23 protein-coding genes and 1 pseudogene are annotated in these 24,884 nt (G+C 52.0%); 9 read left to right on the top strand and 15 right to left on the bottom strand.

Translation table 11 applies throughout. The features are described 5' to 3' along the window. Positions 1 to 2 precede the first annotated feature (2 nt). Entirely contained in the window at positions 3 to 1,025 is a 1,023-nt protein-coding gene (locus NYE69_RS09855) for a Gfo/Idh/MocA family protein (RefSeq protein ID WP_340926017.1), read from the top strand. Between the two features lie 178 nt (positions 1,026 to 1,203). On the opposite strand, the gene NYE69_RS09850 is transcribed toward NYE69_RS09855, so the two are convergent. Further along, positions 1,204 to 6,090: an Ig-like domain-containing protein gene (locus NYE69_RS09850; RefSeq protein WP_340926016.1), complete on the bottom strand. Its 4,887-nt coding sequence runs from the start codon at positions 6,088 to 6,090 to the stop codon at positions 1,204 to 1,206. Positions 6,091 to 6,101: 11 nt separating this feature from the next. After that, the gene (locus tag NYE69_RS09845) at positions 6,102 to 7,922 is read right to left on the bottom strand and encodes a motility associated factor glycosyltransferase family protein (RefSeq protein WP_340926015.1); all 1,821 of its coding nucleotides are present in this window, start codon (positions 7,920 to 7,922) and stop codon (positions 6,102 to 6,104) included. A 151-nt stretch (positions 7,923 to 8,073) separates the two neighbouring features. Here NYE69_RS09845 and NYE69_RS09840 point away from each other — a divergent pair, with 151 nt between their 5' ends. Then, positions 8,074 to 8,316 (top strand): hypothetical protein, encoded by a 243-nt coding sequence (locus NYE69_RS09840; protein WP_340926014.1) that lies wholly within the window; start codon positions 8,074 to 8,076, stop codon positions 8,314 to 8,316. A 24-nt stretch (positions 8,317 to 8,340) separates the two neighbouring features. Here the strand turns inward: NYE69_RS09840 and NYE69_RS09835 are convergent, their stop codons facing one another. The 3 genes from NYE69_RS09835 to NYE69_RS09825 form a co-directional block, all read right to left on the bottom strand. Further along, positions 8,341 to 8,550 carry a hypothetical protein gene (locus tag NYE69_RS09835; protein WP_340926013.1) on the bottom strand — a complete coding sequence of 70 codons (210 nt, stop codon included), beginning with the start codon at positions 8,548 to 8,550 and terminating at the stop codon, positions 8,341 to 8,343. A gap of 207 nt (positions 8,551 to 8,757) precedes the next feature. Continuing rightward, positions 8,758 to 9,621, bottom strand: coding sequence for an SDR family oxidoreductase (locus NYE69_RS09830; RefSeq protein WP_340926011.1), 864 nt, complete (start codon positions 9,619 to 9,621; stop codon positions 8,758 to 8,760). Between the two features lie 91 nt (positions 9,622 to 9,712). Then, positions 9,713 to 10,126, bottom strand: coding sequence for an Rrf2 family transcriptional regulator (locus NYE69_RS09825; RefSeq protein ID WP_124331832.1), 414 nt, complete (start codon positions 10,124 to 10,126; stop codon positions 9,713 to 9,715). 167 nt (positions 10,127 to 10,293) lie between these two features. On the opposite strand from NYE69_RS09825, the gene NYE69_RS09820 reads away from it, so the two are divergent. The 3 genes from NYE69_RS09820 to NYE69_RS09810 are packed head-to-tail and all read left to right on the top strand — an operon-like array spanning position 10,294 to position 11,946. Then, positions 10,294 to 10,644 (top strand): PadR family transcriptional regulator, encoded by a 351-nt coding sequence (locus NYE69_RS09820; RefSeq protein ID WP_340926009.1) that lies wholly within the window; start codon positions 10,294 to 10,296, stop codon positions 10,642 to 10,644. 2 nt (positions 10,645 to 10,646) lie between these two features. Beyond that, complete coding sequence (locus tag NYE69_RS09815) at positions 10,647 to 11,321, top strand: permease prefix domain 1-containing protein (protein ID WP_340930343.1); 675 nt, start codon at positions 10,647 to 10,649, stop codon at positions 11,319 to 11,321. Between the two features lie 49 nt (positions 11,322 to 11,370). After that, positions 11,371 to 11,946 carry a DUF4825 domain-containing protein gene (locus NYE69_RS09810; protein ID WP_340926008.1) on the top strand — a complete coding sequence of 192 codons (576 nt, stop codon included), beginning with the start codon at positions 11,371 to 11,373 and terminating at the stop codon, positions 11,944 to 11,946. Positions 11,947 to 12,114: 168 nt separating this feature from the next. Here the strand turns inward: NYE69_RS09810 and NYE69_RS09805 are convergent, their stop codons facing one another. Next, positions 12,115 to 12,459: a hypothetical protein gene (locus tag NYE69_RS09805; protein ID WP_036625538.1), complete on the bottom strand. Its 345-nt coding sequence runs from the start codon at positions 12,457 to 12,459 to the stop codon at positions 12,115 to 12,117. Positions 12,460 to 12,674: 215 nt separating this feature from the next. On the opposite strand from NYE69_RS09805, the gene NYE69_RS09800 reads away from it, so the two are divergent. After that, positions 12,675 to 12,977 (top strand): AbrB/MazE/SpoVT family DNA-binding domain-containing protein, encoded by a 303-nt coding sequence (locus NYE69_RS09800; RefSeq protein WP_340926005.1) that lies wholly within the window; start codon positions 12,675 to 12,677, stop codon positions 12,975 to 12,977. Then, complete coding sequence (locus NYE69_RS09795; RefSeq protein ID WP_340930341.1) at positions 12,977 to 13,312, top strand: type II toxin-antitoxin system PemK/MazF family toxin; 336 nt, start codon at positions 12,977 to 12,979, stop codon at positions 13,310 to 13,312. The genes NYE69_RS09800 and NYE69_RS09795 overlap by 1 nt, the downstream gene beginning before the upstream one ends. 3 nt (positions 13,313 to 13,315) lie before the next feature. On the opposite strand, the gene NYE69_RS09790 is transcribed toward NYE69_RS09795, so the two are convergent. From NYE69_RS09790 to NYE69_RS09780, 3 genes and pseudogenes are all read right to left on the bottom strand, one after another. Further along, entirely contained in the window at positions 13,316 to 14,065 is a 750-nt protein-coding gene (locus NYE69_RS09790; RefSeq protein ID WP_340926003.1) for an SDR family NAD(P)-dependent oxidoreductase, read from the bottom strand. Positions 14,066 to 14,123: 58 nt separating this feature from the next. Continuing rightward, positions 14,124 to 15,095, bottom strand: a complete 972-nt coding sequence (locus NYE69_RS09785) for a helix-turn-helix transcriptional regulator (protein WP_340926001.1) — start codon at positions 15,093 to 15,095, stop codon at positions 14,124 to 14,126. A gap of 70 nt (positions 15,096 to 15,165) precedes the next feature. Beyond that, positions 15,166 to 16,745 (bottom strand): annotated as a pseudogene (locus NYE69_RS09780) (MDR family MFS transporter). 187 nt (positions 16,746 to 16,932) lie between these two features. On the opposite strand from NYE69_RS09780, the gene NYE69_RS09775 reads away from it, so the two are divergent. Then, positions 16,933 to 17,457, top strand: a complete 525-nt coding sequence (locus NYE69_RS09775) for a DinB family protein (protein WP_340925998.1) — start codon at positions 16,933 to 16,935, stop codon at positions 17,455 to 17,457. A gap of 248 nt (positions 17,458 to 17,705) precedes the next feature. Here the strand turns inward: NYE69_RS09775 and NYE69_RS09770 are convergent, their stop codons facing one another. Then, complete coding sequence (locus NYE69_RS09770) at positions 17,706 to 18,101, bottom strand: hypothetical protein (RefSeq protein ID WP_340925996.1); 396 nt, start codon at positions 18,099 to 18,101, stop codon at positions 17,706 to 17,708. 148 nt (positions 18,102 to 18,249) lie between these two features. Here NYE69_RS09770 and NYE69_RS09765 point away from each other — a divergent pair, with 148 nt between their 5' ends. After that, positions 18,250 to 18,495 carry a helix-turn-helix domain-containing protein gene (locus tag NYE69_RS09765; RefSeq protein ID WP_340925995.1) on the top strand — a complete coding sequence of 82 codons (246 nt, stop codon included), beginning with the start codon at positions 18,250 to 18,252 and terminating at the stop codon, positions 18,493 to 18,495. A 553-nt stretch (positions 18,496 to 19,048) separates the two neighbouring features. Here the strand turns inward: NYE69_RS09765 and NYE69_RS09760 are convergent. From NYE69_RS09760 to NYE69_RS09740, 5 genes are all read right to left on the bottom strand, one after another. After that, a complete protein-coding gene (locus NYE69_RS09760) occupies positions 19,049 to 20,464 on the bottom strand; it encodes a sigma-54 interaction domain-containing protein (RefSeq protein ID WP_340925994.1) in 1,416 nt (471 codons plus the stop codon). A 136-nt stretch (positions 20,465 to 20,600) separates the two neighbouring features. Beyond that, positions 20,601 to 20,909 (bottom strand): AtuA-related protein, encoded by a 309-nt coding sequence (locus tag NYE69_RS09755; RefSeq protein ID WP_340925992.1) that lies wholly within the window; start codon positions 20,907 to 20,909, stop codon positions 20,601 to 20,603. A gap of 3 nt (positions 20,910 to 20,912) precedes the next feature. Continuing rightward, a complete protein-coding gene (locus tag NYE69_RS09750) occupies positions 20,913 to 22,268 on the bottom strand; it encodes an acyclic terpene utilization AtuA family protein (protein ID WP_340925989.1) in 1,356 nt (451 codons plus the stop codon). A gap of 29 nt (positions 22,269 to 22,297) precedes the next feature. After that, positions 22,298 to 23,590, bottom strand: coding sequence for a CitMHS family transporter (locus tag NYE69_RS09745; RefSeq protein ID WP_036625549.1), 1,293 nt, complete (start codon positions 23,588 to 23,590; stop codon positions 22,298 to 22,300). A gap of 47 nt (positions 23,591 to 23,637) precedes the next feature. Then, a complete protein-coding gene (locus NYE69_RS09740; RefSeq protein ID WP_340925988.1) occupies positions 23,638 to 24,819 on the bottom strand; it encodes an acetyl-CoA C-acetyltransferase in 1,182 nt (393 codons plus the stop codon). Positions 24,820 to 24,884: the final 65 nt, after the last annotated feature.

Raw genomic sequence — 24,884 nt, 5'->3', positions numbered from 1 at the left:
CGATGCGAGAACTAACAGGGGCGGCTATCGTCGGCTGCGGGACGGTTTTTCCGGTGCATGCCGGGGCCGTCAGCCGGATGGAAGCCGCCAGCTTGAAGCTGGTCGTCGACACAGACGTGCGCAAAGCGAAACAAGCCGCGGCCGAATACGGCTGCGAAGCGGCAGCGGATTACCGCGCCATTCTGGAACGTGAGGATATACAGGTCGTTCACTTATGTACGCCCCACCATTTGCATGCGGAAATGGCGGAAGCTCTGCTTCAAGCAGGCAAACATGTGCTGTGCGAAAAGCCGATGGGCCATAACTTGCAGGCGGCAGAGCGGTTGCTTAAGACAGTGCGGGAAACGCCCGCCCAACTCGGCATCGTGTTTCAAAACCGGTATAATGCAGCATCCCAGAAAATCCGGGAGATCATCGATTCCGCCGCTTTAGGCAAGCTGCTTGGCATGAAGGGGATCGTCACCTGGCACCGGGGCCGCGATTATTATACCGGCAGCCCATGGCGGGGACGCTGGGAGACCGAAGGCGGCGGCGTACTGATCAATCAGGCCATCCACACGCTCGATTTGCTGCAGTGGTTTGGCGGCGACATCGCCTCCGTACAGGGGAGTGTCACGACAGACGTCCTCGCTGATACGATTGAAGTGGAAGACACCGCGCATGCCGGCATCGCCTTTAAAAACGGGGCTTGGGCTATTTTTTACGCTACCAATGCTTACGCCGCCAATTCCCCCGTCGAGCTCGAACTCGTCTTTGAAGCGGGAACGCTCCACCAACGGGATGACCGCCTTTATTTAAAGCAAAACGGCGCGGAAACCCGACTGGATGAGCCTGCTTCAGGCCCAAACAACAATGCCGTTCCGGGAAAATCGTATTGGGGTAGCAGCCATGAGCTGCTTATTGCCGATTTCTACGATCATATCCGGGATGGACGCAAGTTTTGGATTGATGAGGCGGAAGGGATCAAATCGCTGCGGATCATTTCGGAGTTGTACCATTCCTCGCAAATGCGGGAGCCGAGATAAACAAAACGGACAAGGAGACAAAACACTAACAAGCGGATAAACGATATGACGCATCATCATGAGTAGCACGATAGCGGCTTGGACTGTCCGCCTAGTAATCTTCTTTTAAAAAAAGCTTCCCTAAGTCGCATAACGACTTTCGGGAAGCTTCTACTTCTAGACTTTCCTAGCAATTTACCTAGTCGATAAATTTCAAATATTTCAGCAACCTTTTAACAAATGAAGCGGCCTCTGCCCGAGAGGCATTTTGTTTTGGAGCGATCGTATCTTGGTTTGTGCCTTGGATCAGCCCTTGATTCAAGGCTTGATTCATAGCGTTTTTCGCCCATGGCGATACCGTTTCTTCATCCTTGAAAACTGGTGTCCGGGCTTCCGAATCCGTCTTTATCTCGCTTCCTTCGACATACTCAACCGCTTTTTGCGCTATAACAGCCATTTCTTCCCGGGTTATTGGGGTGTTAGGATTGAATTTATTACCATAACCCTGCACCAATCCTGCTCTTAGTGCCGCTCCGATGCTTCCCGCAAACCAATCATTAGCGGACACGTCCAAAAATAGGTCTGACCCTGGTTCTTCTTCCTTCAATCCCAACCCACGAACTACCAAAACGACAAATTCACCTCGGGTTATCGCACGATTAGGCTCGAATTTATCAGAAGCTGCTCCATGCAAAAGTAATTTATTCGCCATAAGTTCCACATCATTACGAGCCCAATGGCTATTCATATCAGCAAAGCTCTTATCGTTTGACAATACGGTATATATGCTGTTATGGTCGGTTTTTATCGAAACCTCCGTAGCCCCATTCTTATCTTGAAACAACGAAGGAACAAAGGATACCCGATTTGTTTCGGGATTGATCCAAACCGCTGTCGAACGGTCTGCGGGAACCGGTTGATTCAAAAGGATTTTTCGTTCTACGTATTCCTTAGAGAAATCCGATACCTCCACATCTCCAATCCGAATCGAAAAGTCGATAGGGCCGGGTTCTGCTTGAACAGCCCCCTCATCCAGCACTATACCTTGAATCAATGAACCCGTCTTTTCGTCCAATTTCATGATCTGAACGGACAATGAATCATCTTCATACGTGTTAGACCATTGCTGGATCAGCTCTGCAGGCAACAAGTATTGGGCATTTGAAGATCCGAATCCAATGCGCAGGTTTTCTAATGGGCCCACATTGCGAAAAGCCTCCAAAGGCAGATTGATGAGAATATTCGATCCGTATTTGGCAGCATCTATCATCAACACTCGCGGTTCATCATGAGCCGCTCCACTGTTTTGCAGTTCACTGGATAAGGTCTCAGCATGAATATTAATTGTTGTCAGTTCGCTGGCATCGGTTGCTCCTACCGTGACTTGGGCATAGGCCATTATCCCGCTCTGCGGCGAAACTGGGGAAACCGAATCCTGGTTAGTCCGGCTGGTGACGGCTGATTTTCTGGACTTTTGTGAAGTAACGTTTGGCGTGCTCGATATCGTTTTAAATGCCCATTCGCTTGAGCCAAGAACTCCCGCAAACTGATTTCCACTCCGGTCCACCAGCGTCCCCGGCGTAACTTCTACGTAGTATGAAGTCCCGCTTTCCAATCTTTGTTTAAGATTCAATTGGGCCGTGGTCTCGTTCAAATAGCCATAGCCATCCGTAACCGTACCGCCCGACACACGGACATGCCCCGCTACACTGCCGTCCGCTGCCTCATGGATGATTACGTCCCCGGTTCCCCACTGTACCGGCTCGGTAAATGTCATGTTCAGCCAAGGGATTAGGCTTGCTCCGCTTCCTTGTGGGCTCTTGCCCACCAGCTGCGGCGCCGTTTGGTCCATCGTCCGGAAGCTCCACGCCCAGGGGCCGCGAATGCCGCCAAACCCTTGGCCTGCCCCGTCCAGGAACATCCCGGAGGTGACTTCCACGTAATACCTCGTGTCGTCCGCCAGCGGAGAGTTCAAGCTAATGATCGCCATATTCCCGCTTAACCGTACGTTTCCTCCGCTCAGCCGCTCTACCATCTGGTTGTCCGACTGCCGGTACACCACGATCTCTCCGGTTCCAAGATGAATCGTTTCGCTGAAGCGAATCGTGAGCTCCGGCTGCAATTCCGAGCCGCCGCTTTGCGGCCACAGGTCCGTATAGTACGGCGCCTCGTCCCGCGTCGTGAACGTCCACTCGCCTGCGCCTAGGACTCCCGCAAACGGGTTCCCGCTACGGTCCACCAGCGTTCCCGGCGTGACTTCCACGTAGTATGACGTCCCGCTTTCCAGGCCCCAGTTGTATAGGTATAACTCGGCTTCATTTCCGTTTAAGTACCCATAGCCATTGGTTAACGTGCCGCCTGATACATGGGCTTGTCCCGCTACGCTACCGTCCACCGCTTCATGGATGATTACGTCCCCAGTTCCCCAATGTACCGGTTCGCTAAACGTCATGTTCAGCCAAGGGCTTAGGCTTGCTCCGCTGCCTTGTGGACTCTTGTCCACCAAATGCGGCGCCGTTTGGTCCATCGTCCGGAAGCTCCACGCCCAGGGGCCGCGGATGCCGGCAAACCCTTGGCCTGCCCCATCCAGGAACATCCCGGAGGTGACTTCCACGTAATACCTCGTGTCGTCTACCAGCGGAGAGTTCAGGCTAATAATCGCCATATTCCCGCTCAGACGCACGTTCCCTCCGCTCAGACGGTCTACCATCTGGTTATCCGACTGCCGGTACACCGCGATTTCTCCGGTTCCGAGATGAATCGTTTCGCTGAAGCGAATCGTGAGCTGCGGCTGCAGTTCCGAGCCGCCGCTTTGCGGCCACAAGTCCGTATAGTACGGCGCCTCGTCTCGCGTCGTAAACGTCCACTCGCCTGCGCCTAGGACTCCCGCAAACGGGTTCCCGCTACGGTCCACCAGCGTTCCCGGTGTGACTTCCACGTAGTATGACGTCCCGCTTTCCATACCCCAGTTGTATAGGTACAACTGGGCTTCATTTCCGTTCAAATTCCCATAGCCATCGATTACCGTGCCGTCCGACACGCGGGCTTGTCCCGCTACGCCGCCATCCGCTGCCTCATGGATGATTACGTCCCCGGTTCCCCACTGTACCGGTTCGCTAAACGTCATGTTCAGCCAGGGGCTTAAGCTCGCTCCGCTTCCTTGCGGGCTTTTGTCCACTAGCTGTGGCGCGGTTTGGTCCATCGTCCGGAAGTTCCACGTCCAGGGGCCGCGAATGCCGCCAAATCCTTGGCCTGCTCCATCCAGAAACATCCCCGAGGTGACTTCCACGTAATATCTCGTGTCGTCCGCCAGCGGAGAGTTCAGGCTAATGATCGCCATATTCCCGCTCAACCGCACGTTCCCTCCGCTCAGCCGGTCCACCATCCGGTTGTCCGACTGCCGGTACACCGCGATTTCTCCGGTTCCAAGATGAATCGTTTCGCTGAAGCGAATCGTGAGCTCTGGCTGTAATTCCGAGCCCCCGCTTTGCGGCCACAGGTCTGTATAGTACGGCGCCTCGTCTCGCGTCGTGAACGTCCACTCGCTCGAACCAAGGACTCCCGCAAACGGGTTCCCGCTCCGGTCCACCAGCGTTCCCGGCGTGACTTCCACGTAGTATGACGTCCCGCTTTCCATACCCCAGTTGTATAGGTACAACTGGGCTTCATTTCCGTTCAAATTCCCATAGCCATCGATTACCGTGCCGCCCGACACGCGGGCTTGTCCCGCTACGCCGCCATCCGCTGTCTCATGGATGATTACGTCCCCGGTTCCCCACTGTACCGGTTCGCTAAACGTCATGTTCAGCCAGGGGCTTAAGCTCGCTCCGCTTCCTTGCGGGCTTTTGTCCACTAGCTGTGGCGCGGTTTGGTCCATCGTCCGGAAGTTCCACGTCCAGGGGCCGCGAATGCCGCCAAATCCTTGGCCTGCTCCATCCAGAAACATCCCCGAGGTGACTTCCACGTAATATCTCGTGTCGTCCGCCAGCGGAGAGTTCAGGCTAATGATCGCCATATTCCCGCTCAACCGCACGTTCCCTCCGCTCAGCCGGTCCACCATCTGGTTGTCCGACTGCCGGTACACCGCGATTTCTCCGGTTCCAAGATGAATCGTTTCGCTGAAGCGAATCGTGAGCTCTGGCTGTAATTCCGAGCCCCCGCTTTGCGGCCACAGGTCTGTATAGTACGGCGCCTCGTCTCGCGTCGTAAACGTCCACTCGCCTGCGCCTAGGACTCCCGCAAACGGGTTCCCGCTACGGTCCACCAGCGTTCCCGGCGTGACTTCCACGTAGTATGACATCCCGCTTTCCAGGCCCCAGTTGTACAAGTATAACTCGGCTTCATTTCCGTTTAAGTACCCATAGCCATCGGTTAACGTGCCGCCCGATACATGGGCTTGTCCCGCTACGCTACCGTCCACCGCTTCATGGATGATTACGTCCCCGGTTCCCCACTCCACCGGCTCGCTAAACGTCATGTTCAGCCACGGGCTTAAGCTCGCTCCGCTACCTTGCGGACTCTTGTCTACTAGCTGCGGCGCGGTTTGGTCCATCGTCCGGAAGTTCCACGTCCAGGGGCCGCGAATGCCGCCAAATCCTTGGCCTGCTCCATCCAGAAACATCCCCGAGGTGACTTCCACGTAATATCTCGTGTCGTCCGCCAGCGGAGAGTTCAGGCTAATGATCGCCATATTCCCGCTCAACCGCACGTTCCCTCCGCTCAGCCGGTCCACCATCCGGTTGTCCGACTGCCGGTACACCGCGATCTCTCCGGTTCCGAGACTTGGTTCCTGATCAAATAGTAAACTAAGCAATGGAGTCAACGAAACTCCACTACCATAAGGAAGCATCTGCAATAATTCCAACGGATCATCGGCCATAATATAAAAGGTTTGCGGTCCAACGTCATACGTGGAATCCGTAACGGTTACGGCATTGTCCGGGTCGGCGTAATGGATTTGGTCTTGTTCTGTCAACCCGTTAGCATTAGCATAAAAAGGATTCGTCAGGTTTATGACTTGTGAGGTTAACAAAGTAACTTTTAATATATGATCAACTTTTTCCAGTTTTCTTTTTTTTCTGGCCATTGTCATGTCTCCTAACCCATGTTAGTAATATGAAAGCGATCTATGATATCTTTGGACTTTACATAATCCTGCTGGCAGCTCCACACAAAATCTCCGAAGTGCAAAACAACCTTATGGGCTTTGCTTAATGTTTGGCGGTCATTTTTAATAGAGTCCATTTTGCTGTATAAAAACTCGTAACCCATCCGGTTTCTGGGTAATATGTATAATTTGAAATACGGATTGCTGATCATATCGGCAAATAAATTGTCAAAATGGGCTAAAGCTGTACCTGCCTTCTCTTCTGAACCGGATTTGACCAAATAGGCCAGTTCCATCAGCTTTTGCTGCAGTTGCTCAAAAATCCTCCGGAACATCTCCCCATCCTGCTGTAGTTTATGTATGTTCCTCTTAAAAAAGGAGATATCGTAACCGGAAGAGTCTTTGTCAAACATCCATCCTGTGTCGACATTTTTTTCATGAAGTCTCAGCCTGATCACTTCATCCAGAAACGCGAAATTCGTCCCTTCAATCCGTGCGCCCTCCCGGGTCGTGTTGATAAACTCAACCCCCGAACTAGCACGGATGTAGAACTCCATCTCCTTTTTCATTTTGATAAAAGAAGGATTGCTTACCACCTTATCCCCATTCACGCCTTCAATCTGAATCATCCCTTCCCCATAGGGAACACCCGTTGAATTCGTTACCCCGGAAGCATAGTATTTCTGGCTGCGGTAAGCCAGATTTTGTCCTACCAGGATAATCGTACTTGCTCTCATCCGAACCATGCATTGTAAGGCAATCACTGCAACAGATGGAGCATCGTTGATAATTGAAGGCGCTTCGCCCGATTCGCTGCGAAGCAATCGGGTCGATACCTCATCCTGAGATATAATGACATGCATTCGAGGGCCTGGATAAGAGTCCAGGGTATTTCTGCCAACTGTGCTTCCAAAAATAAGCGGAATCGTATCGATCTGTTCATCAATTATTTTTCTGATAACGTTCACGTTATAGGGATTCGGATCGTAGCTAAAAGTGCCGTGTGGGTATATTCCGTGCTCTATTAAGGCATTGATTGCCGATCCTACTGAAAAAATATAGGCGAGCCCCTTCTCTTTTATCGTTCGCAGATGCTCTATTTCATCATTAAGCGAAGGTCCGGCCGACACAATAACAACAGGTTTGCCTTCAATGTATGGTTCTCCTTTTTGCAGAAAATTAGGAGTATTTAATACAAACGGTAGGTTATGTATGCTATTTAATGCCCATTCTTTTTCATAGATTTGATTAACTTTCATTCTCTGTTGCTTATAGTTCACTAATTGGCAAAGGGTGTCGTTAAATTGCTTGAGCTCATCCGGGAATATCCTCGCATAACCAGGCCAAATGGCCACCATGATTCTGGAGACCCGGTCTATAAGTTCTGCTAGCATAGGCACCGTTTTTGCTAAAGGATCTCCTAACATGATTTGATCGGCAGAAGACAAAATTTCACACACATTAGAAGTACTTTGCTCTAGGAATGCCGACATAATTCCCGCGTTGGGCTCGAAAATGGAAAAGGGAATTTCGGGATGCATACATTGAAAAGCCTTAATATGATATCCAAGGCCGATGCCGAAAAAAATGACATGCGCTTCCTTCATCACATGTTCAAATTGGGTAACCCAAGCCGCGATTTGAGCTCCAGAATCAGCTTGTTCATAAATAAAATTTTCAGCACCATTTTGAACTACCATTAGATTGTTGCCCCCGCTTCCAGCAGGAACAAGCTTAATATCATCCCTGGAAGTTAACTGCGCCAAGTGCGGAAAACGCTGTTGGATGATGAAATCGCACCGACTTTGCATTGATTGTCATTCCCCTTTGGTTCTATGTTTTTGATTCAATTCTCCCCATGAAATTAATCCCATTCTGGTAAATTCGACCTACTTCAAAAAAATCCCTTCTTTTTCGACATTGTCTTTGAGCGACAACAGACAGGGGCAGGTGTCCTCGCTGATGCGATCGAGGTCGAAGACACCACGCATGTCGGCATCGCCTTTAAAACGGGATGTGGCTAACTTTTACACTACTAATGCCTATGAGCTGCTTATTGCCGATTTCTACGATCATATCCGGGATGGACGCAAGTTTTGGATTGATGAGGCGGAAGGGATCAAATCGCTGCGGATCATTTCGGAGTTGTACCGTTCGTCGCGAACGCTCGGAACCAATAAAAAACGCCGTCCTGGAATGAGGTGAGAAGCGCTGCATATGACCATCCAATTACAGCAGTCTTCTCATCTTCATCAGGATCGGCGTGAGTAGGGACCCGCGTTTCTTTTCGCGCGGAGCCTCGTTCCGCATCGACTTGGCCCGCTCTTTGGCCTGCTCTTTGGCTAGCCGCCGCATCTGCTCAGCTATCCTGCACCTCTCCATCTCCATCTGAAGATCACGGATATGTTGTTTGGCAATATCCAGGTTGTTGATGTTCATTGATTTCATCTCCATTCTTTATGATTCCGGGCGGCCTGCAGCAATGCTCCGGTTTGGCATTCCGCTTTGTCGCCCTTTCTCATCATAAAGCTCCCAATGCGGCAAAGCCAGGTACAAAACGGTTTTAATTCTTTTTTCCATAGACGCCAAAAACCGGCCTCTCGTTTATTCGGAGAGGTCGGCTTTTGGCGTCTTGCTTGCGTCGGGTTAGGAGATTCCTTTCACCAGTTGGCCAAGGGCTTCTTGAATAGGCGTTAGCGGGCGGCCGAGCACTTTTTCGAAATCGTTGCTTTCAACTTCCAAAGTGCCTTCGCGAATGCCTTGTTGAATCCCTACCAGCATCGGGATTACGAAGTCGGGCACGCCGGCGGTTTTCATGATGTCCGCGTAAGCGGCGTCGTCCACTTGCTGCACTTGCACATCCTTACCCAACACAGCGCCTAGCGCGGAAGCCAGTTCTTCCTGGGTCAACAGCTTGCCGGAGAGCTCGTAGATCGTATTTTCGTGACCGTCTCCCGTCAATACCGCCGCCGCCGCTTCCGCGTATTCTTGTTGAAGCGCCCAGCCTACCTTGCCGTTTCCTGCCGAAGTCACCCAAGGGGCCCCGGACAAAACGGCCTGAATGGTCGAAGTTTCATTTTCCAGGTACCAGTTGTTGCGCAGAAAAGAATAAGGAATTCCCGTTTTCATAATTGCTTCTTCGGTTGCCTTATGCGTTGGAGCCAGCATGTTTTTGCTTGCTTGGGCATTGGCGATGCTCGTGTAAGCAATAAATTTGACCCCGGCGCGCTCGGCGGCCGTTACGGCAGTTTGGTGCTGCCGGATTCTTGTTTCGTTGTCGCCATCCGCAGAAATGAGCAGTAAACGTTCAACGCCTTTAAAAGCCGTTTCCAACGTTTCCGGACGGTCAAAATCGCCCTGCCGCACCTCTACGCCACGCGCCTTAAGCCCTTCCGCTTTCTCCGGGTTGCGCACGCTGACAGCCAGATCGCTAGCCGGTACGGACTTAAGCAGCGTCTCAACCACTTTCGTTCCCAGTTTTCCCGTTGCGCCAGTCACTAAAATTTTCATCGGCTTTGCCTCCATTAAATTGGTGTAGTTCATTCCGTTATAACACATTCGGTTACAACAAATGTATAAATAAAAGCTCTTATGTGAGCTTTTATTGAAACTTTTCGATAATCTGGCCCAGCGTCGTTTGCGCCAGCCTATGTTCCATCGCCAATTGGGCGTCTTTCAATTCCGCTTGCAGAACGTTTTCGATATTCCGTCCCACGAGACAAGCAATATTGGAATTTTCATGGATGCGGAACAACTGGTTCTCCTCCGCCACATTCACGGCCCGATAAACATCCAGGAGCGTGATCCGGTCCGGTTCCTTGAGCAAAGCGGCTCCTCCCACCCCTGGCCGCACCTCCACCAATCCCGCTTTTTTCAGCATTCCCATAATTCTCCGGATGATCACGGGATTCGTGTTCACGCTGCCGGCGATAAAATCCCCGGTGCAATCCGGCGTGACCGCAATCAGGGAAAGGGTGTGCACGGCAATCGAAAAGCGCGTACTGATCTGCTTCATAGGGTATCACCACCGTTGTAACCAGTATAGTTACAAATGTTTTCTTTGTCAACACGTAAATATCCTTACCTTCAATAAGCAAAATTACATTGACACACATAGTAATATGCAGTACATTGTATTCATCATCACGGTTTTAATTCCACCCTGCCATCGAGGTGAAGCGATTGAATGAAAGCGGCATTAGCCGGGACCTGATCCGCGGCCATATCGACACGATTATTCTTCGGGTGCTGCTCGAAGGGGATAATTACGGTTACGAGATTATGAAATCCATTACCGTCATCAGCAAGGGGCAATACGATTTGAAAGAGCCCTCGTTATACACCAGCCTCAAGCGTCTGGAGGGCCAAGGGTTGATCGAATCTTATTGGGGAGAAGAAAGCCAGGGCGGACGGCGCAAATATTACCGTATCACGCCCGAGGGAGCCGAAACTTACCGGGCGAATCTGTCCGCCTGGAAAATGGCCCGCGGACTCATTGATCTTTTGATTGAAAGACAGGAGGAATCATCTTGAATATGTTGCAAAAACACGTGAACCGCTTGTTCGCCCCTTACCCGGACACGCCGGAAATTCGCGAAATGAAGGATGAGATCGCCGGGAATTTGGAGGCCAAGGTTGCCGATTTGATGAAGGAAGGGATGGATTACAACGAGGCGGTGAGGCTGGCCGTTGCCGACATCCCCAGCGTTGACGGACTGATTGAGGAGGACCGGGAGATTTTCGTAAACCGGTATCGTCTGGAACTGGGCCAACTGGCGCTGCTTTTTTCGCTGATTCTCTGGATTGTCACCATCCCGTTGCGGCTGATCGAGCGATCCGCGCTTAGTTATTTGACGTTTGCATTAGTTTTGGGTACGGGAATCGTCTATCTCACCTTAAACACGTTATGGAAAAAAGAATCCCTGGACCGTACCGCCCGGCGCAGCCTGCGAATGGCCCGGCGGCATGCCGGTTTGGCCTGGATCATCTGGGGGCTGTTCATTTTTGTCTCCGTGCTGGCGGTTACTGCGCTTCAGTTTGGCAACAATCTCTGGTTCGGCAGACCGGTCACGCTCAGCGGCCCCTATCAATTTGCCGTCGTTGGGTTGAGCTATGCCAAACCTTTTCTGACGCTTCCGATCCCGCTGCTGTTCCAAGCTTCCGTTCGGCTAATCCGCAAACATGATATCACTTGCGGGCCACATCGCTAGAGGAATAGGAAAATTACCGTCAACTAGACCAAGGGAGGTTTCACATGACATGAAATTCCGGAATATTTCAATCTTCGTTCTGCTCTTGGCCGGGCTGCTTTTGTTCGGATTGGTGGAGGGGGTTTGGGTCCCGCATTCAGAGCGGCGAGAGCAAGAGCTTAACCAGGCCCAGCTTAATCCCCTAACGCACGATATCACTCGCAGTGAAAAATTCGCAACCAAATATATGGGGGACGCTTCCAAGGTAGGCGGACTGTTCCGTTCACTGCCAGCGAAGCCGATTAGTTCCTTTGCGCTTGATCCGGATACTTTTACGGTGCAGCTCAACATCGAAAATACCGAGCCAGAGCAAGAACAAGAGGACGGCCAGGTACTACTCTACAGCGCCACTGCGGCCTTCGCTTTGATCGATAATCTGCAAGCGGTTATTTTCAACTACGGCTCCGCAGCGTATAAAGTGACCCGTGATGATATGCAAAAGTGGTACGGCGTCGATACATTAGCTTCCTTAACCGAAAACACCGATGTTTGGGAAAAAGAAGTGCAAAGCAAGCTCGCGGACCGGGAATATGTAACACAAGCCCTTCACAGCCTTTTCCGCAAAACGGAAGCTTTGTCAGTCTAAACGCTGCCTTTAGATTGGCGCTTTCAACTGTTAAAGTATTACCGCCGCGCTCACTTATAAGGGTAGAACGGGAGCAAAAATAACAACCGCTTTTTTGGATTTTTTTGCCCCATCCCCTTTGGCGAAAAAAAGCCGGCAATAGTGCCGGCTTTTAGCGGAGCGTACGCTTCAGGAACTTTTCATCATCCGGGACATCTCCTTGATCATTTTCCGCTTCCATTTGTTCACTCCTTGTTGCGTCATATTCAGCTCGCGGGCAACTTCCCCTTCTGTCTTGTCCTGCAGATATATTTTGTAGATGATCTCTTTTCCCGTGTCGGAGGGAAGTGCGTTAATCAACTGTTTCACAACGATTTTGTCATCAGAAGACGAGGTGAAGCAAGTTTCCGACGGTTCGAATCCGTTGAACGAACATTCCCGCTTCCTTACCAATTTGGCTCTGTACTGAATCCTCCAAGCGATCCGATAAACTTCTTTCCGATATTGCTCGTACACGGTTGGCTGTTCTTTCATAACTACTTCCCCCTTTCATCCATCTTCTACCTATAGGGAAATCCAAAGGGGCGATTCACAACCAAAAATGCTTAGGTAATTAGTATCATTTCATTTTTTTCTAATTACTGGTTTTTGTTAACCTTATCTCTGCCGGTTTCTCCACGAAGAAGGTATCTTTTTATCCAACTTTGTATATCATGTGTATATACATTCAAGAAAGAGCGAGGTATACTATGAAGTATCAAGAAGGAGAGGATTTGATTCTAATGGCAACAGCCACTCTCAGTAAATGGGGAAATAGTACTGGGATACGCATTCCGAATCAAATTATGAAACATCTTAATTTGGAAGAAGGTATTGAGGTGGAAATCATGATAACGCCGGAAAATGACATTCTTCTCCGCCCGCTAAATAAACCACAGGAAACCAATGAAGATTTGCGTGCTCACCTTAAGGAACTTCTTTCAAAGATTAAGCCTAATTCCCCTCGCCATGATGAAATTGATTTTGGTGTAGAAGGAGACGAGTTGATTTGATGACCATTCCTTCACGGGGGGATCTGATCTGGCTTGACTTTGATCCGCAAGCTGGAAGAGAACAAGCTGGACGCCGTCCTGCTATCGTATTGTCTGAATTTGATTTTAACGAATTAACTGGTTTTGCTTGGGTTTGCCCGATAACCAACCAAACTAAAAACTATGCATTTGAAGTTGCTCTTCCTGAAGGCCTTCAAATTAATGGAGTGGTACTCACGGACCAGTTAAAGAGCCTGGATGTGAACAAAAGAAAAATCAAAGTTGTCGGACACCTGCCCATCGATTCAGATCCGATGAAGCAAATTTTACGCAATACGAGATCAATTTTGGCTTAAATACTACTCCATCACCAACCCGCCCGTTACGGGCGTATACGTTCCCGTTACGAACCGGGAATCCGGGCTGGCAAGAAACGCGATGACGCCGGCCACATCATCAGGTTCCGCAACCCGGCCAAGCGGGGTGAAGCGGCTGATCATTTCTTTTTCCTTGTCCGACATGAACGCCGTGGCATCGGTCTGCACCAAGCCGGGAGCGACTACGTTGGCGGTGATCCCATAAGAACCGAACTCCTGCGCAATATAGACGGCAAACGTATCCACTCCGCCTTTGGCTGTGCCGTGGGCGATCATGTTCGGCGAAGGGTCTTTGCCCAGGGTGCTGGATACGTAGATGATTCGCCCAAAACGCTGCTCGACCATCGTCGGAATTACCGCTTGCGATGTGACGAAAGCCGCTTTCAGTTCATCATTGAGCTTTTGCGAAAATTCCTCCCAACACATTTCGGCAAAAGGTTTAAAAGAAAAGCTCATGTTGGCGTTACACACCAATATATCGACCCGGCCAAACGCCGCCTTGGCTTGAGAAACGAGCTGCTGAACCTGGCCTCCCTCGCGTACATCGGCCTGAACGGCGATCGCTTCCCCGCCTGTTGCCCGAATCTCGGACACCACCGCTTCCGCCGCTTCAGTGTTCGATAGATAGTTGACGACGACCTTCGCTCCGCGTTCCGCCAACATTAAAGCAGTTGCCCGGCCTATCCCCCGGGACCCGCCCGTTACGATCGCTGCTTGACCTGCCAATTTCATAGGAAAATCCTCCTTTGAACGTTTATTTATTGAGATGCCTGCCTTTTCGCGGCACTTCCTATTCAACTTCCCTTACGCTCGTATGGCTGCCGCCATACAGACCCGCGATCTTCAGCGCTGCCTCTTGAAGCTTTCCCGCCATATAGGCAGGTTCCAGAACAAGCAAATCCGTCCCGAATTGCAGCAAAAAATTCGTCAGCCACTTGCCCTCCGGCAGCGAAGTGCGAACCAGAATGGTTCCATCGGCCTGCCGTTCAATTTCATGTTCCTCAAAACGATCTGCCCCATGCACCTTGGCATCCCCGGAAATTCGCAGCACCAGGTCGACCTTCGGGCAGTTCGCGTCCCTCTTCCATTCCCAGCGCGGGTTCTGGTCTTCCGTCAAATCGCGGGGGATAAAGGTTTCCTTCAGTACCTGGAGATCCCTAATCCGGGATAGTCTGAACGTCCGAAAGGCCCTACGGGACAAGCAATACCCGTGTAAATACCATACGTATCCTTTCAGCGCAAGGCCCGTTGGCTCTATGCAGCGTTCCGTGTCCTCGCCCTTCGCATTCAGGTAATGAAACCGGATCCGTTTCAACCCTTTGACGGCCTGCAGCAGAGACTCATATTTTTTGCGCTCCGAGTCGCTGTTTTTCCATGGGGCAAAATCAATCTGGAGCTGATGGCCCCCGGAGAACCGTTCCTGCTCGGCTTGGCTCACCAGGGTTCCGACCTTTTCCAGAAGACGGTCGATATTGGAGGCTTCCAGCGCCTGTGTTGATTGAAGACCGCGAAGCGCGGTCACCAAAGCAGTCAACTCATCAAACGTCAGCATCTGCCGATCCAGACGGTAACCTTCCATAATTTCATAACCGCCGTCCGTCCCGGTATAGGAGACTAGGGGGATTCCCGCCATGCTTAGCGACTCCAAATCACGGTAAATCGTCCGTAGCGACACCTCCAGCTTGTCGGCAAGTTCCTGCGCCTGCACCCTTTTGCGATTCAATAAAATCATGGTAATCGCCATGAGACGTTCCAGCTTCATTATGCCCCCCCTTCCTAAAACCGTTGCTTCTTATCATCATAAACGATACCGGCTGCCCAACAAAAGTCGGTTAATGGGAGGGCACGTAACCGTCTTGTTGAGCTTGAGCCCCGTCCGCCTGCTGCGGCAGTTCCAGTTTTTCCTTTGTCATGAACAGCGCCGAAACAAGTGCCAGCACAGCCGGAATCAGGCTCCAGGCAAAGGTTCCCGCGATCGACGAAGCCAAGCCCTCTGTGATCGCACCAAGGGTCGTCGGATCCAGCGATTGGCGCTGCTCTGGATTGAGCAATACGTAAGGATCGCCGAAATCGATTCCCTCTCCGGCGGCTCCCGCTCCGCTTCCCCCCAAAGCTTCCGTCAGCTTGGCGGTCAGCGCATGGCTCTGCAAGATCCCGAAAATCGTAATGCCCAGCGTCATTCCGAGCGAACGGTTAAAATTCAGCGTCGAAGTAGCCGCCCCACGCTGCGCCGCCGTGAACGGGTGAATGGCTGCACTGCTAAGTACCGAAAAGGTCGAGCCGATGCCAAGACCTACAAGGGTCATATAGAGCGTGATCAACATCCGCGGGGAATGCGCATGTAGTGTCGTTAACAGCGCAAGTCCTGCGATCAGAAGCAGCAACGTTGATGCCAGTACGGAACGGTACGGAAATCTGGAAATCAAATACCCGCCTGCCGTTGCCGTTACGACCGAGCCGACCATCATCGGCAGCAGCACAAGCCCCGAATTGGCGGCCGTCCCGCCGAGCACGCCTTGGATATAAATCGGAATGAACACGGATGCCGTCATAAACGCCGAACCTCCCAGCATGCCGACGAGATTGCTCGTCGTAAACAGCCTGTTTCGGAACATCCGGTAGGAGATGATCGGTTCGGCCGCTCTTTTTTCCACAAAAACAAGCAGTACCGCCAATAAGAGAAATCCGGCGAACAACCCCAAGATTTGTGGGGAGTTCCACGCATATTGCTTGCCGCCGAGCTCCAGCGCAAACATGAGACATACAACGGCGCCGACCAGCAGGATTGCGCCCAAAATATCGATTTTCTGCTTGGCGTGCTTCGCCGATTCTCTGTAATAGAACGCGATCAATACAAATGCAATCAAGCCGAGCGGCAGGTTAATATAAAAAATCCACGCCCAATGAAGATGCTCCGTAATATACCCGCCCAGCAGCGGGGCCGCAATGCTCGCAAAGCCAAACAGAGCCCCGAACATCCCGTCATTTTGCCCCGATCCGCTGGCGGAACAACGTCAAACATGATCGTGAAAGCGATCGAAACCATAGCGCCAGCTCCGATTCCCTGCAGCGCCCGGTACAAGCTAAGCTCCACGATAGATCCGGCGGTCCCGCATAATGCCGAGGCGATCATAAAAACAAGGATTCCAAACACGAAAAAACGTTTGCGTCCATACATATCCGACAGCTTGCCGAAAATCGGCATCCCCGCCATTTCCGCCACCATATACGCCGAGGTCGCCCAAACAAACTTGTCGAGCCCTCCGATCTCGCCGACGATCGTCCCCATCGCGGTGGCGACGATCGTATTGTCCATGGAAGCCATCAAAATGGCTAATAGGAGCCCGGTAATGACGACTCCGATTTTGTTGCTTGCTGCTTTAGTCACGAAAATCCCATCCTTTCCTGCCATCAAAGTTGTTTTCTGGAACCAGTGTAAAACACCGTTGTTGACAACTATGTGTCAGGAAGGGAGAATGTTTTTTTTAACATAGGAATAAAAATCTTCGATCCGGTGGATTCGGTGATAGAAGGATTGGATAGAAGTTTGAAGAACAAGTAAAAAGGTTGTTTCTCTTTTTGGAAAAGGAGTGGTTATCATGAATTTCAAACTATTGGAAGCCATCGAGATTTTGGTGCGTACGCCGGCCGCTTTGGAGGTTTTTTTATCGGGCTTAAGCGAGGATTGGCTGAAGTGCAGTGAAGGCAAAGGCACTTGGAATGTCACGGAAGTGGTCGATCACCTGATCGAGGGGGAAAAAAGCAATTGGCTGCCGCGGCTAAAGTCGATACTCCAGGACGGTGACAGCAACCCGTTCCCTCCTTTCGACCGGAACGCACATTTGAAAGATAAAGCGGAAACATCCATCGAACATCGGCTACGGGAATTCAAGGAGCTCCGAGCGCAAAACATCGTTAAAATCAAAGAGCTCGTCGACCCCGCTTCGCATCTTGAACGAACAGGTTTACATCCGGCGTTTGGTGAAGTCAAGTTAAGGGAACTGCTGTCCACGTGGGTAGTGCACGATTTGACACACCTCGCCCAAATCGCCAGGGTCATGGCCAACAGATACAGGGCCGACGTCGGGCCTTGGGTGGAGTATTTGGGGATATTGAAGAAATAGCACTAACCCACCCGGTAACTTAGGTTATTAGGGCGGGTTTGTTTATTCACGGTCATGGACATGTTCGAATTAGCTCATTTCATAGCTTTGCTTGATTTGCGTTTTCGCTGCCTCCATTTGGTCGTCCCGAGTGATAACGATTTCTAAATCCCCGGTGCCGTAATGCCGAGGCAGATCTTCTTTTATTTTTCATAGGAGGCAGTCATGTGGAGTAGGTCTCAGTACGTGATGTCCAGCTGGGGAAGGTTTTATTCATTAACGATTAAGTATAGCTCGCCAAGTAAACCCTTAACTTTCAAAAGTAACTTTTGGGATTGTTCTCGATTGATTTTGTTTAAACATGACATATTGACTTCCCTGGTTATATAAGTAATCGTATAAATAAACAGCACTTCATCGAGTCTTACCCCGATATTCTGCCTCATTAACTCAGTCAAATCATCTAGATCAAAATAATTTGACCCCATCGTCCCTCTTTGCTTCAAGCTAATCGCCCGCAACAAAGACATAATCGCCATCTCACCAAATATTATTGCAGGCACATACATATGGTCTTCCAACAGCAGTTCTGCAAGGTTCATATAGTTTCGCGATAATTCACATCCGGACTGAATCTGGTCGATTTTATTTTGGTTATCCATCATAATGGAATCACTCCATTCGGAGTACGTTTGAAACATTCCAGTATTTGTATTCTAGCATTTCGCATAGTTTGTTGGCAATAGCCTACAGAAAATCCCTTTAAAAAAATCGTACGCTATTAAATAACTACCAAAATAAGGGGTTTTAACTGTGGAAAATCATAATAAACCAAAAGAACTCCTCGCTTTTGGAAGAGTCCTTCGAGAACTTCGAAAAGAAAATCAAATGACGCAAGATCAATTGAGCTTGTATTCCCGTGTTGATCGATCATACATAAGCGAGTTAGAAAATGCGGAGAAAGCCCCGTCCCTGTTGACTATTATTTCGTTGACTAGAGCACTTCACATTAGCCCTGCTGCTTTCTTTAAAAGATTTGAGGATGAAATGAAGCTATAAATTGATTCTGATTCATCATAATTCAAAATCGCTCGCTTACTACTAAGCACAATAGCCCATTTACCATTATTTGGTGATTATCTGAAATGATTCTACCAAAAGTTCAAAGCGCTTCCTTCGTCTGTTCATTTGTATCTTTGAGTTTACAGCATTCAAATAAAACCCTCATTTTTTGCAGCCAGAAAACCTTGTTGTATCAGTCTTTTCAGGTTATGCTAATTATTCATCTTGCAATGAACCGCGAGTCCTGTAAATAGAGTCTCCTTAAAATTCACTCTTAGCCCTTACGGTATAAAGGATGCGGGCGATTCGGCAAATTTTTCGTCCAATGCATATTAGAAGTAAACGCACCTTAGTTATAACTCTTTTATACTGCCTTTAGTTTTCAATAATCCCTAGTTTACCCCATGCTTTCAATGAACATCTTCTTAAAGCATTCGGCACAATTCCCGGGCTTTCCTCCAAATATCCACAAGCATATATTTTGTTCATTTTACCCCCCCCCCACCCAAAAATAAAAGACCGGCATCCTCCGGTCCTTACAATAAACTGCCTATGAGATTTCTTCCAGGTCGTATTTTTTTATTTTATTGTAAAGGGTGGCCAGGGAGACGCCGAGCATTTGGGCGGCTTGTTTGCGGCCTTCCAAAGTATTGTCCGTCCGCTTCAGCACTTGGGCAATCCCCGCGCGTTCCGCTTGTTCGACCGCTTCTTTTAAGCTTCCGCCGCCTTGGCTGGCCGGCCGCCGCTCCGCGTGCTCCTGGCGGATGTAATCCGGCAGGTCGCGTGGTGTGATCGTGTTCCCCTCGGCCATGCAGACGGCGTAGTCGATCACGTTTTTGAGCTGGCGAACGTTGCCGGGCCAATGATACCGGGCGAAAATATCCATCACCTCTGGCTCGACGACGTACGCTTCGGCATCCTGGCCGTTGGCCCGCGTCTCGTGCTTCAGCATGGAATCCACGATCGCTTCGATATCGCGGTGCCTGGCGCGAAGCGGCGGCAGCTGCAGCATGAAGGCGTTAAGCCGGTAAAAAAGATCCTCCCGGAACCGCCCCTTCTCCACCATCTGGGCCAAATCCTTATTGGCTGCGGCGATCACCCGCACGTCCACCTCCAGCTCGCTAACGCCGCCTACCCGGCGGAGGGCCGATTCCTGCAGCACCCGCAGCAGCTTGGCTTGGATATCGTAAGGCAGCTCCGAAATTTCATCCAAAAAAAGCGTGCCTTGATGCGCCAGCTCAAACAGGCCAAGCTTCCCCCCGCGTTTGGCGTTCGTAAAAGCGCCCTCCTCATAGCCGAACAGCTCGCTTTCCAGCAGCGCTTCGGGGATAGCGGCGCAGTTGACGGCCACGAACGGCTTGTCGCTGCGGCCGCTCTCATTGTGAATCGCCTGAGCCAGCAGCTCCTTGCCGGTCCCGCTCTCCCCGTAAATCACGACCGAAATCGCGGACCGGGCCACCTTTTTCGCCTTGGCAATCACCGCTTTCAGGTCACCTTCCGCACCGATGATATGCTCGAAGCTGTATTTGGCTTTACTCAAGCTGTTCATGCCTTGCTGCAGCCGTTTGAGTTCCTTGCTGTTCTTTTCTAGTTTCTTCACCAGCTCATGGACCTCGACGGCGCCTTTGCAGATCGATACCGCTCCTTCCACCCGGCCGCCCAAAACGATCGGGGCCATATCGACGACGTACTCGACATTCCGCTCCTTCCGCCGCAATCCGACCACGACCTTATTCTGTTTCATCACCTCCACCAGCTGCGCGTTAGGGCGAACCGACAGCAGCGGCTTGCCGACAATCTCCGCTTCGGTCACCCCGGTGATCCGGGTATATTCGGGGTTGATGAACAGTACGACGCCTTCCTTGTCAATGACGAGCAGCCCATCCTGAATCGAGCGGAGCAAGGCGAAAAAGTAATCGGCCAACGAACCGGACGGCAGCTGCAGCAGTTCTCTTTTATTCCACATAACGCCTCCTTGAATACGGTTTCATCCTATTTTAAAAAAAGAAAGAAGCGCGATCAATGCGCAAACCGCGCTTCTTTTGCCGTCACACGCACGGCACGGCATGCTTCTTTACCGGCCACCTGCATAGCACATAATTTTAATCCAACTCGATCTCCAGCTCCAAAAACGCCGAGGAAAGGCTTTTGCCATGCATATCGATCGCCAGCGAACGGGTCACTCCGCCGCCCAACGCCTTGGACATGACGAAGTTCAAAGCATACAAACGGGGCAGCTCATAACGTACCACGTCCCCCTGGACAATATCGCCGAAAAACTCCCGCACCTTCTCCGCGGTGACCTGCGCCTTTACGGCTTCATAATCGGCTTCTTTATACACGATCAGCGAAATGTTGGAGATATCGCCTTTGTCGCCTGTCCGGGAATGGGCAATTTCACGCAGCTTCATCCTCTACACCTCCTCGTAAAATACGGCAATCTCAATATCATCGGCCGGCACCAACACGGACGCAATCGAGACGATCTCTTTGACGCCCGCCCGGGCTCCCCCGCCTCCGGCCGGCCCGTTGGTGTACAGCGCCTCCACTTCATTGCCGATCAAGGCCGCATGCTTGCGTTCGAGCGTTCTTCCCGCCACCCGCAGGCGGACTTCGCTTAGTCCGTTAAAATCAGCATTAATCATACGGGAAATTTTATTTCCGTACAATGAATTTACTCCGATGTAATCCACGCGCAGCTCCTGGATCGGCACCTGCAGCATCTCCAGCCGTTTGGCCACAATTTCTCCGGCCAGTTTGGCCCGTTCGTAAGCCCCGCTGCCGCCGTAGCTCATCTCGCCTTCACCGATATAACAATCTTGATACCCCACGCTCGTTTTATAAAAGCCCGTCTTGGCTTTTCCTTTGGCTCCCGTCACTCTAACCTGGTTCAAACCGATTTCTTCAACGGTCAGCTCCGTAAAATCGGCGACCACATCAGGGGTCAGATAATTGGCCGGGTCGTGAATTTCATACAGCAGTTGTTCTTTAATCGTATCCTTATTAACCACGCCTCCGGTATCCGGGAGCTTCTCGATCACAATATTTCCGGCGCTGTCGACCTCGGCGATCGGAAAACCGATGTTCCATGGCTCCGGCACGTCTTTGTACCCCGGATCGGCGTAGTAGCCCCCGCTAACCTGCGCTCCGCACTCCAGCAAATGCCCGGCCACCGTCCCGGCGGCCAGCAGGTCGTAATCCTCCATGCTCCAGCCGAATTCATAAACGAGCGGGGCGATCGCCAGCGCCGGGTCGGCCACACGGCCGGTGACGACGATATCCGCTCCGTTACCCAGCGCTTCTACGATTCCTGCAGCCCCGATATAGGCGTTGGCCGAGACGATCGAGGAGCGTAGGGAACCAAGCTTCTCGCCAGTTTCGATGGTTGGGTAGTCGATATATCGGTCGATTTTGTCCGCGATGTCGTCTCCGGTCACAGCGGCGATCTTAAGGCCGGTAATGCCGAGGTTCTCGGCGATCTCTTTGATTTTTTGCGCCGCGGACAGCGGGTTGGCCGCTCCCATGTTTGTAATGACTTTCACATTATGCCGTTTGCAAAGGGGCAGCACTTTGACCATCCGGTGCTCCAGCAAATGGTTGTAGCCCTTCGTCGGGTCCTTCAATTTCTGCTGCTGCGCGATCGCGATGGTGCGCTCCGCCAAACATTCGAACATGATATAGTCAAGGTTGCCTTTTTCCATCAGCTCCAAGGCCGGTTCCAGACGGTCTCCGGCGTACCCCGCTCCCGCGCCGATACGGATTGCTTTCATTGCTTATCAGTCCTCCACTTTTTTTGTCTTTATATCGATATGGTTCCTGTGATGAGCGCTATCGCGGTAAACACAAGCGACGTGCCCCAAGCCCACTTGAAGGTAAACTTCTGATGCTCCGCCAGGTCCACCTCGGAGAGGGCGACGAGCAGAAACGTCGACGCCGTCAGCGGGCTAAGCGGAAAGCCGACGGTCATCTGTCCGAAGATGGCGGCCCGTCCGATTTCGATCGGGTCCATCCCGAAGTTGGCCACCGCTTGGGCTAAAATCGGCAGCATCCCGTAATAGAACGCGTCCGGCGTAAACACCAAACTCAGCGGCATGCTGATGACGGCCAGAATCAGCGGCAGGAACCGCGCCATCGAATCGGGCACGATCGAGACGAGCGAATCGGCCATCGCGGCGATCATCCCCGTGCCGTTCAGGATGCCGGAAAAAATCCCGGCCGCAAAAATCATGCTGGTCACGAGCACAATGCTTTTGGCATGGGCGTTCAAACGCGCCGACTGGTCTTTCAGGTTGGGATAATTGACCAGCAGGGCGACCGCAAACCCAATCATAAACAAAATCGTATGCGGAAAAATATGCGTCATCAGACCGACGATCAACAGCACCGTAAACACCGCGTTAAACCAGAACAGCTTGGGGCGGCGCATCGCCTTTTGTTCCTCGGTCAATTCATCCTCCATGTTGTAGTTGAAATCAATGACGCCCAGCCGCTTGCGCTCCCTTAAGCCCAGGAAAAAAGCGACCGCCAGCACGTAGATAATCCCGCCGGCCATGGACGGAAGAATCGCGGTGAACATCTGGCTGGCATCGGTTTGCAGCGCGGACATGGCCCGCGCCTGCGTCCCCGACCAGGGAACGAGATGCATCGCCCCCGCCCCCAAAGCGACCACGCAAGGCAAGATCAGCTTGTTGATCCCGATGCGCTTGTAGATCGGCAGGAAGGCGGTGATCGTAATCATGAAGGTCGCGGTCCCGTCGCCGTCCAGATGCACGAGCATCGTCACCGCCGCCGTGCCGACAATAATTTTCAGCGGATCGCCTTTGACGGCGGACACCACTTTTTTAATTATAGGGTCAAACAAACCGGCATCGGACATCAACCCGAAGTAGAGTACGGCGAACATGAGCATAATGCCCGTCGGGGCCACCTGGATCACGCCGTTTAAAGTAGCCTCCCCCAGTTGATCCCAAAATCCGCCGATCACCGCGAACAGAACCGGTACGATCACCAGCGCGACAATGACCGAAACCTTTTTGGTCATGATTAAATACAGAAAAAGCGCAATCGTCAAAACACCTAGCAAAGCCAGCATATTCTAACCTCCGGATACAGACTGTACTGCAAAATAAGCCCCAAGCGCTATACCAGCTCCACGATCGTGGACACGCCCATCCCGCCGCCGATACACAGCGTAGCCAGGCCGTGTCTGGCGCTGCGCCGCTTCATTTCGTACAGCAGCGTCACGAGCACCCGCGCGCCGCTGGCTCCGATCGGATGACCCAGCGCCACGGCACCGCCATTGACGTTCAAGCGGTCCTCCGGAAAGCCCAGCTCGCGGGCCACCGCCAGCGCCTGCGCCGCAAACGCCTCATTGGCTTCGATCAGATCGATGTCGGCCACAGTCAAGCCCGCTTTGGCCAGCGCCTTGCGGGTGGCCGGGATCGGCCCGGTGCCCATGATCGCCGGATCGACGCCGGCGCTGGCGTTGGCGCGGACAACGGCCAGCGGCTTAATGCCCAGCGCTTCGGCCTTGCTCCGGCTCATCAGCACCAGCGCGGCCGCGCCGTCGTTGATCCCCGACGCGTTGCCCGCCGTTACGCTGCCCGCCTCGGTAAAGGCCGGTTTCAGCTTTGCCAGTTTCTCTACTGTAACCCCTTCCCGCGGGCTCTCATCTGTGGCAAAAATCACAGGCTCGCCCCGGCGCTGCGGCACGGATACGGGCACGATCTCCTCGGCGAACACTCCTTTGCGGACGGCCTCGACCGCTTTTTGCTGGCTGCGGGCGGCGTACTCATCCTGCTCCGCGCGGCTTATGCCGTACTTCGCGACGATGTTTTCCGCCGTGATCCCCATGTGATAGCCGCCCATCGAGCAGGTCAAGCCGTCGCTCACCATGCTGTCCACCACCGCCCGGTCGCCCATGCGGTACCCTTGGCGCGCTCCGGGCAGCACGTAAGGAGCGGTGCTCATCGATTCCATGCCGCCGGCCACGACGATCTCCGCCTCCCCGCTATAGATGGCCTGGGAAGCAAGGTGAACCGCTTTCAACCCGGACCCGCACAACAAGTTCAACGAAGTCGCCGGCACCTCCTGCGGCAATCCCGCCAGCAAAGCGGCGCGGCGCGCCGGGTTCTGCTTTTCGCCAGCCTGAAGCACGTTCCCCATGAACACTTCATCCACCATGTCCGCGGAAATCTGCGCCCGGCTTACCGCTTCCCTGATTACGGCGGCCCCAAGCTCCGCGGCGTGAACCTCCCCCAGCGCCCCCATAAAAGCCCCAATCGCCGTACGTACGGCGCTGACAATAACTACCTCGTTCAAATCGCTTCCTACCTTTCTTTTAAAGAGATTGTTCTTCCCGGTGCCGGAAAACCGGACTTTATGAG

It is taken from the genome of Paenibacillus sp. FSL R5-0527 (assembly GCF_038008055.1).
GTDB lineage: Bacteria > Bacillota > Bacilli > Paenibacillales > Paenibacillaceae > Fontibacillus > Fontibacillus macerans.
This window is presented reverse-complemented; position numbering and strand designations above follow the sequence as displayed.

Coding starts and splice junctions, on each gene's coding strand:
- NYE69_RS09855 (WP_340926017.1), top strand. CDS start 3: ATGCGAGAACTAACAGGGGCGGCTATCGTCGGCTGCGGGACGGTTTTT.
- NYE69_RS09850 (WP_340926016.1), bottom strand. CDS start 6,090: ATGGCCAGAAAAAAAAGAAAACTGGAAAAAGTTGATCATATATTAAAA.
- NYE69_RS09845 (WP_340926015.1), bottom strand. CDS start 7,922: ATGCAAAGTCGGTGCGATTTCATCATCCAACAGCGTTTTCCGCACTTG.
- NYE69_RS09840 (WP_340926014.1), top strand. CDS start 8,074: ATGCGATCGAGGTCGAAGACACCACGCATGTCGGCATCGCCTTTAAAA.
- NYE69_RS09835 (WP_340926013.1), bottom strand. CDS start 8,550: ATGAACATCAACAACCTGGATATTGCCAAACAACATATCCGTGATCTT.
- NYE69_RS09830 (WP_340926011.1), bottom strand. CDS start 9,621: ATGAAAATTTTAGTGACTGGCGCAACGGGAAAACTGGGAACGAAAGTG.
- NYE69_RS09825 (WP_124331832.1), bottom strand. CDS start 10,126: ATGAAGCAGATCAGTACGCGCTTTTCGATTGCCGTGCACACCCTTTCC.
- NYE69_RS09815 (WP_340930343.1), top strand. CDS start 10,647: ATGTTGCAAAAACACGTGAACCGCTTGTTCGCCCCTTACCCGGACACG.
- NYE69_RS09810 (WP_340926008.1), top strand. CDS start 11,371: ATGAAATTCCGGAATATTTCAATCTTCGTTCTGCTCTTGGCCGGGCTG.
- NYE69_RS09805 (WP_036625538.1), bottom strand. CDS start 12,459: ATGAAAGAACAGCCAACCGTGTACGAGCAATATCGGAAAGAAGTTTAT.
- NYE69_RS09800 (WP_340926005.1), top strand. CDS start 12,675: ATGAAGTATCAAGAAGGAGAGGATTTGATTCTAATGGCAACAGCCACT.
- NYE69_RS09795 (WP_340930341.1), top strand. CDS start 12,977: ATGACCATTCCTTCACGGGGGGATCTGATCTGGCTTGACTTTGATCCG.
- NYE69_RS09790 (WP_340926003.1), bottom strand. CDS start 14,065: ATGAAATTGGCAGGTCAAGCAGCGATCGTAACGGGCGGGTCCCGGGGG.
- NYE69_RS09785 (WP_340926001.1), bottom strand. CDS start 15,095: ATGAAGCTGGAACGTCTCATGGCGATTACCATGATTTTATTGAATCGC.
- NYE69_RS09775 (WP_340925998.1), top strand. CDS start 16,933: ATGAATTTCAAACTATTGGAAGCCATCGAGATTTTGGTGCGTACGCCG.
- NYE69_RS09770 (WP_340925996.1), bottom strand. CDS start 18,101: ATGATGGATAACCAAAATAAAATCGACCAGATTCAGTCCGGATGTGAA.
- NYE69_RS09760 (WP_340925994.1), bottom strand. CDS start 20,464: ATGTGGAATAAAAGAGAACTGCTGCAGCTGCCGTCCGGTTCGTTGGCC.
- NYE69_RS09755 (WP_340925992.1), bottom strand. CDS start 20,909: ATGAAGCTGCGTGAAATTGCCCATTCCCGGACAGGCGACAAAGGCGAT.
- NYE69_RS09750 (WP_340925989.1), bottom strand. CDS start 22,268: ATGAAAGCAATCCGTATCGGCGCGGGAGCGGGGTACGCCGGAGACCGT.
- NYE69_RS09745 (WP_036625549.1), bottom strand. CDS start 23,590: ATGCTGGCTTTGCTAGGTGTTTTGACGATTGCGCTTTTTCTGTATTTA.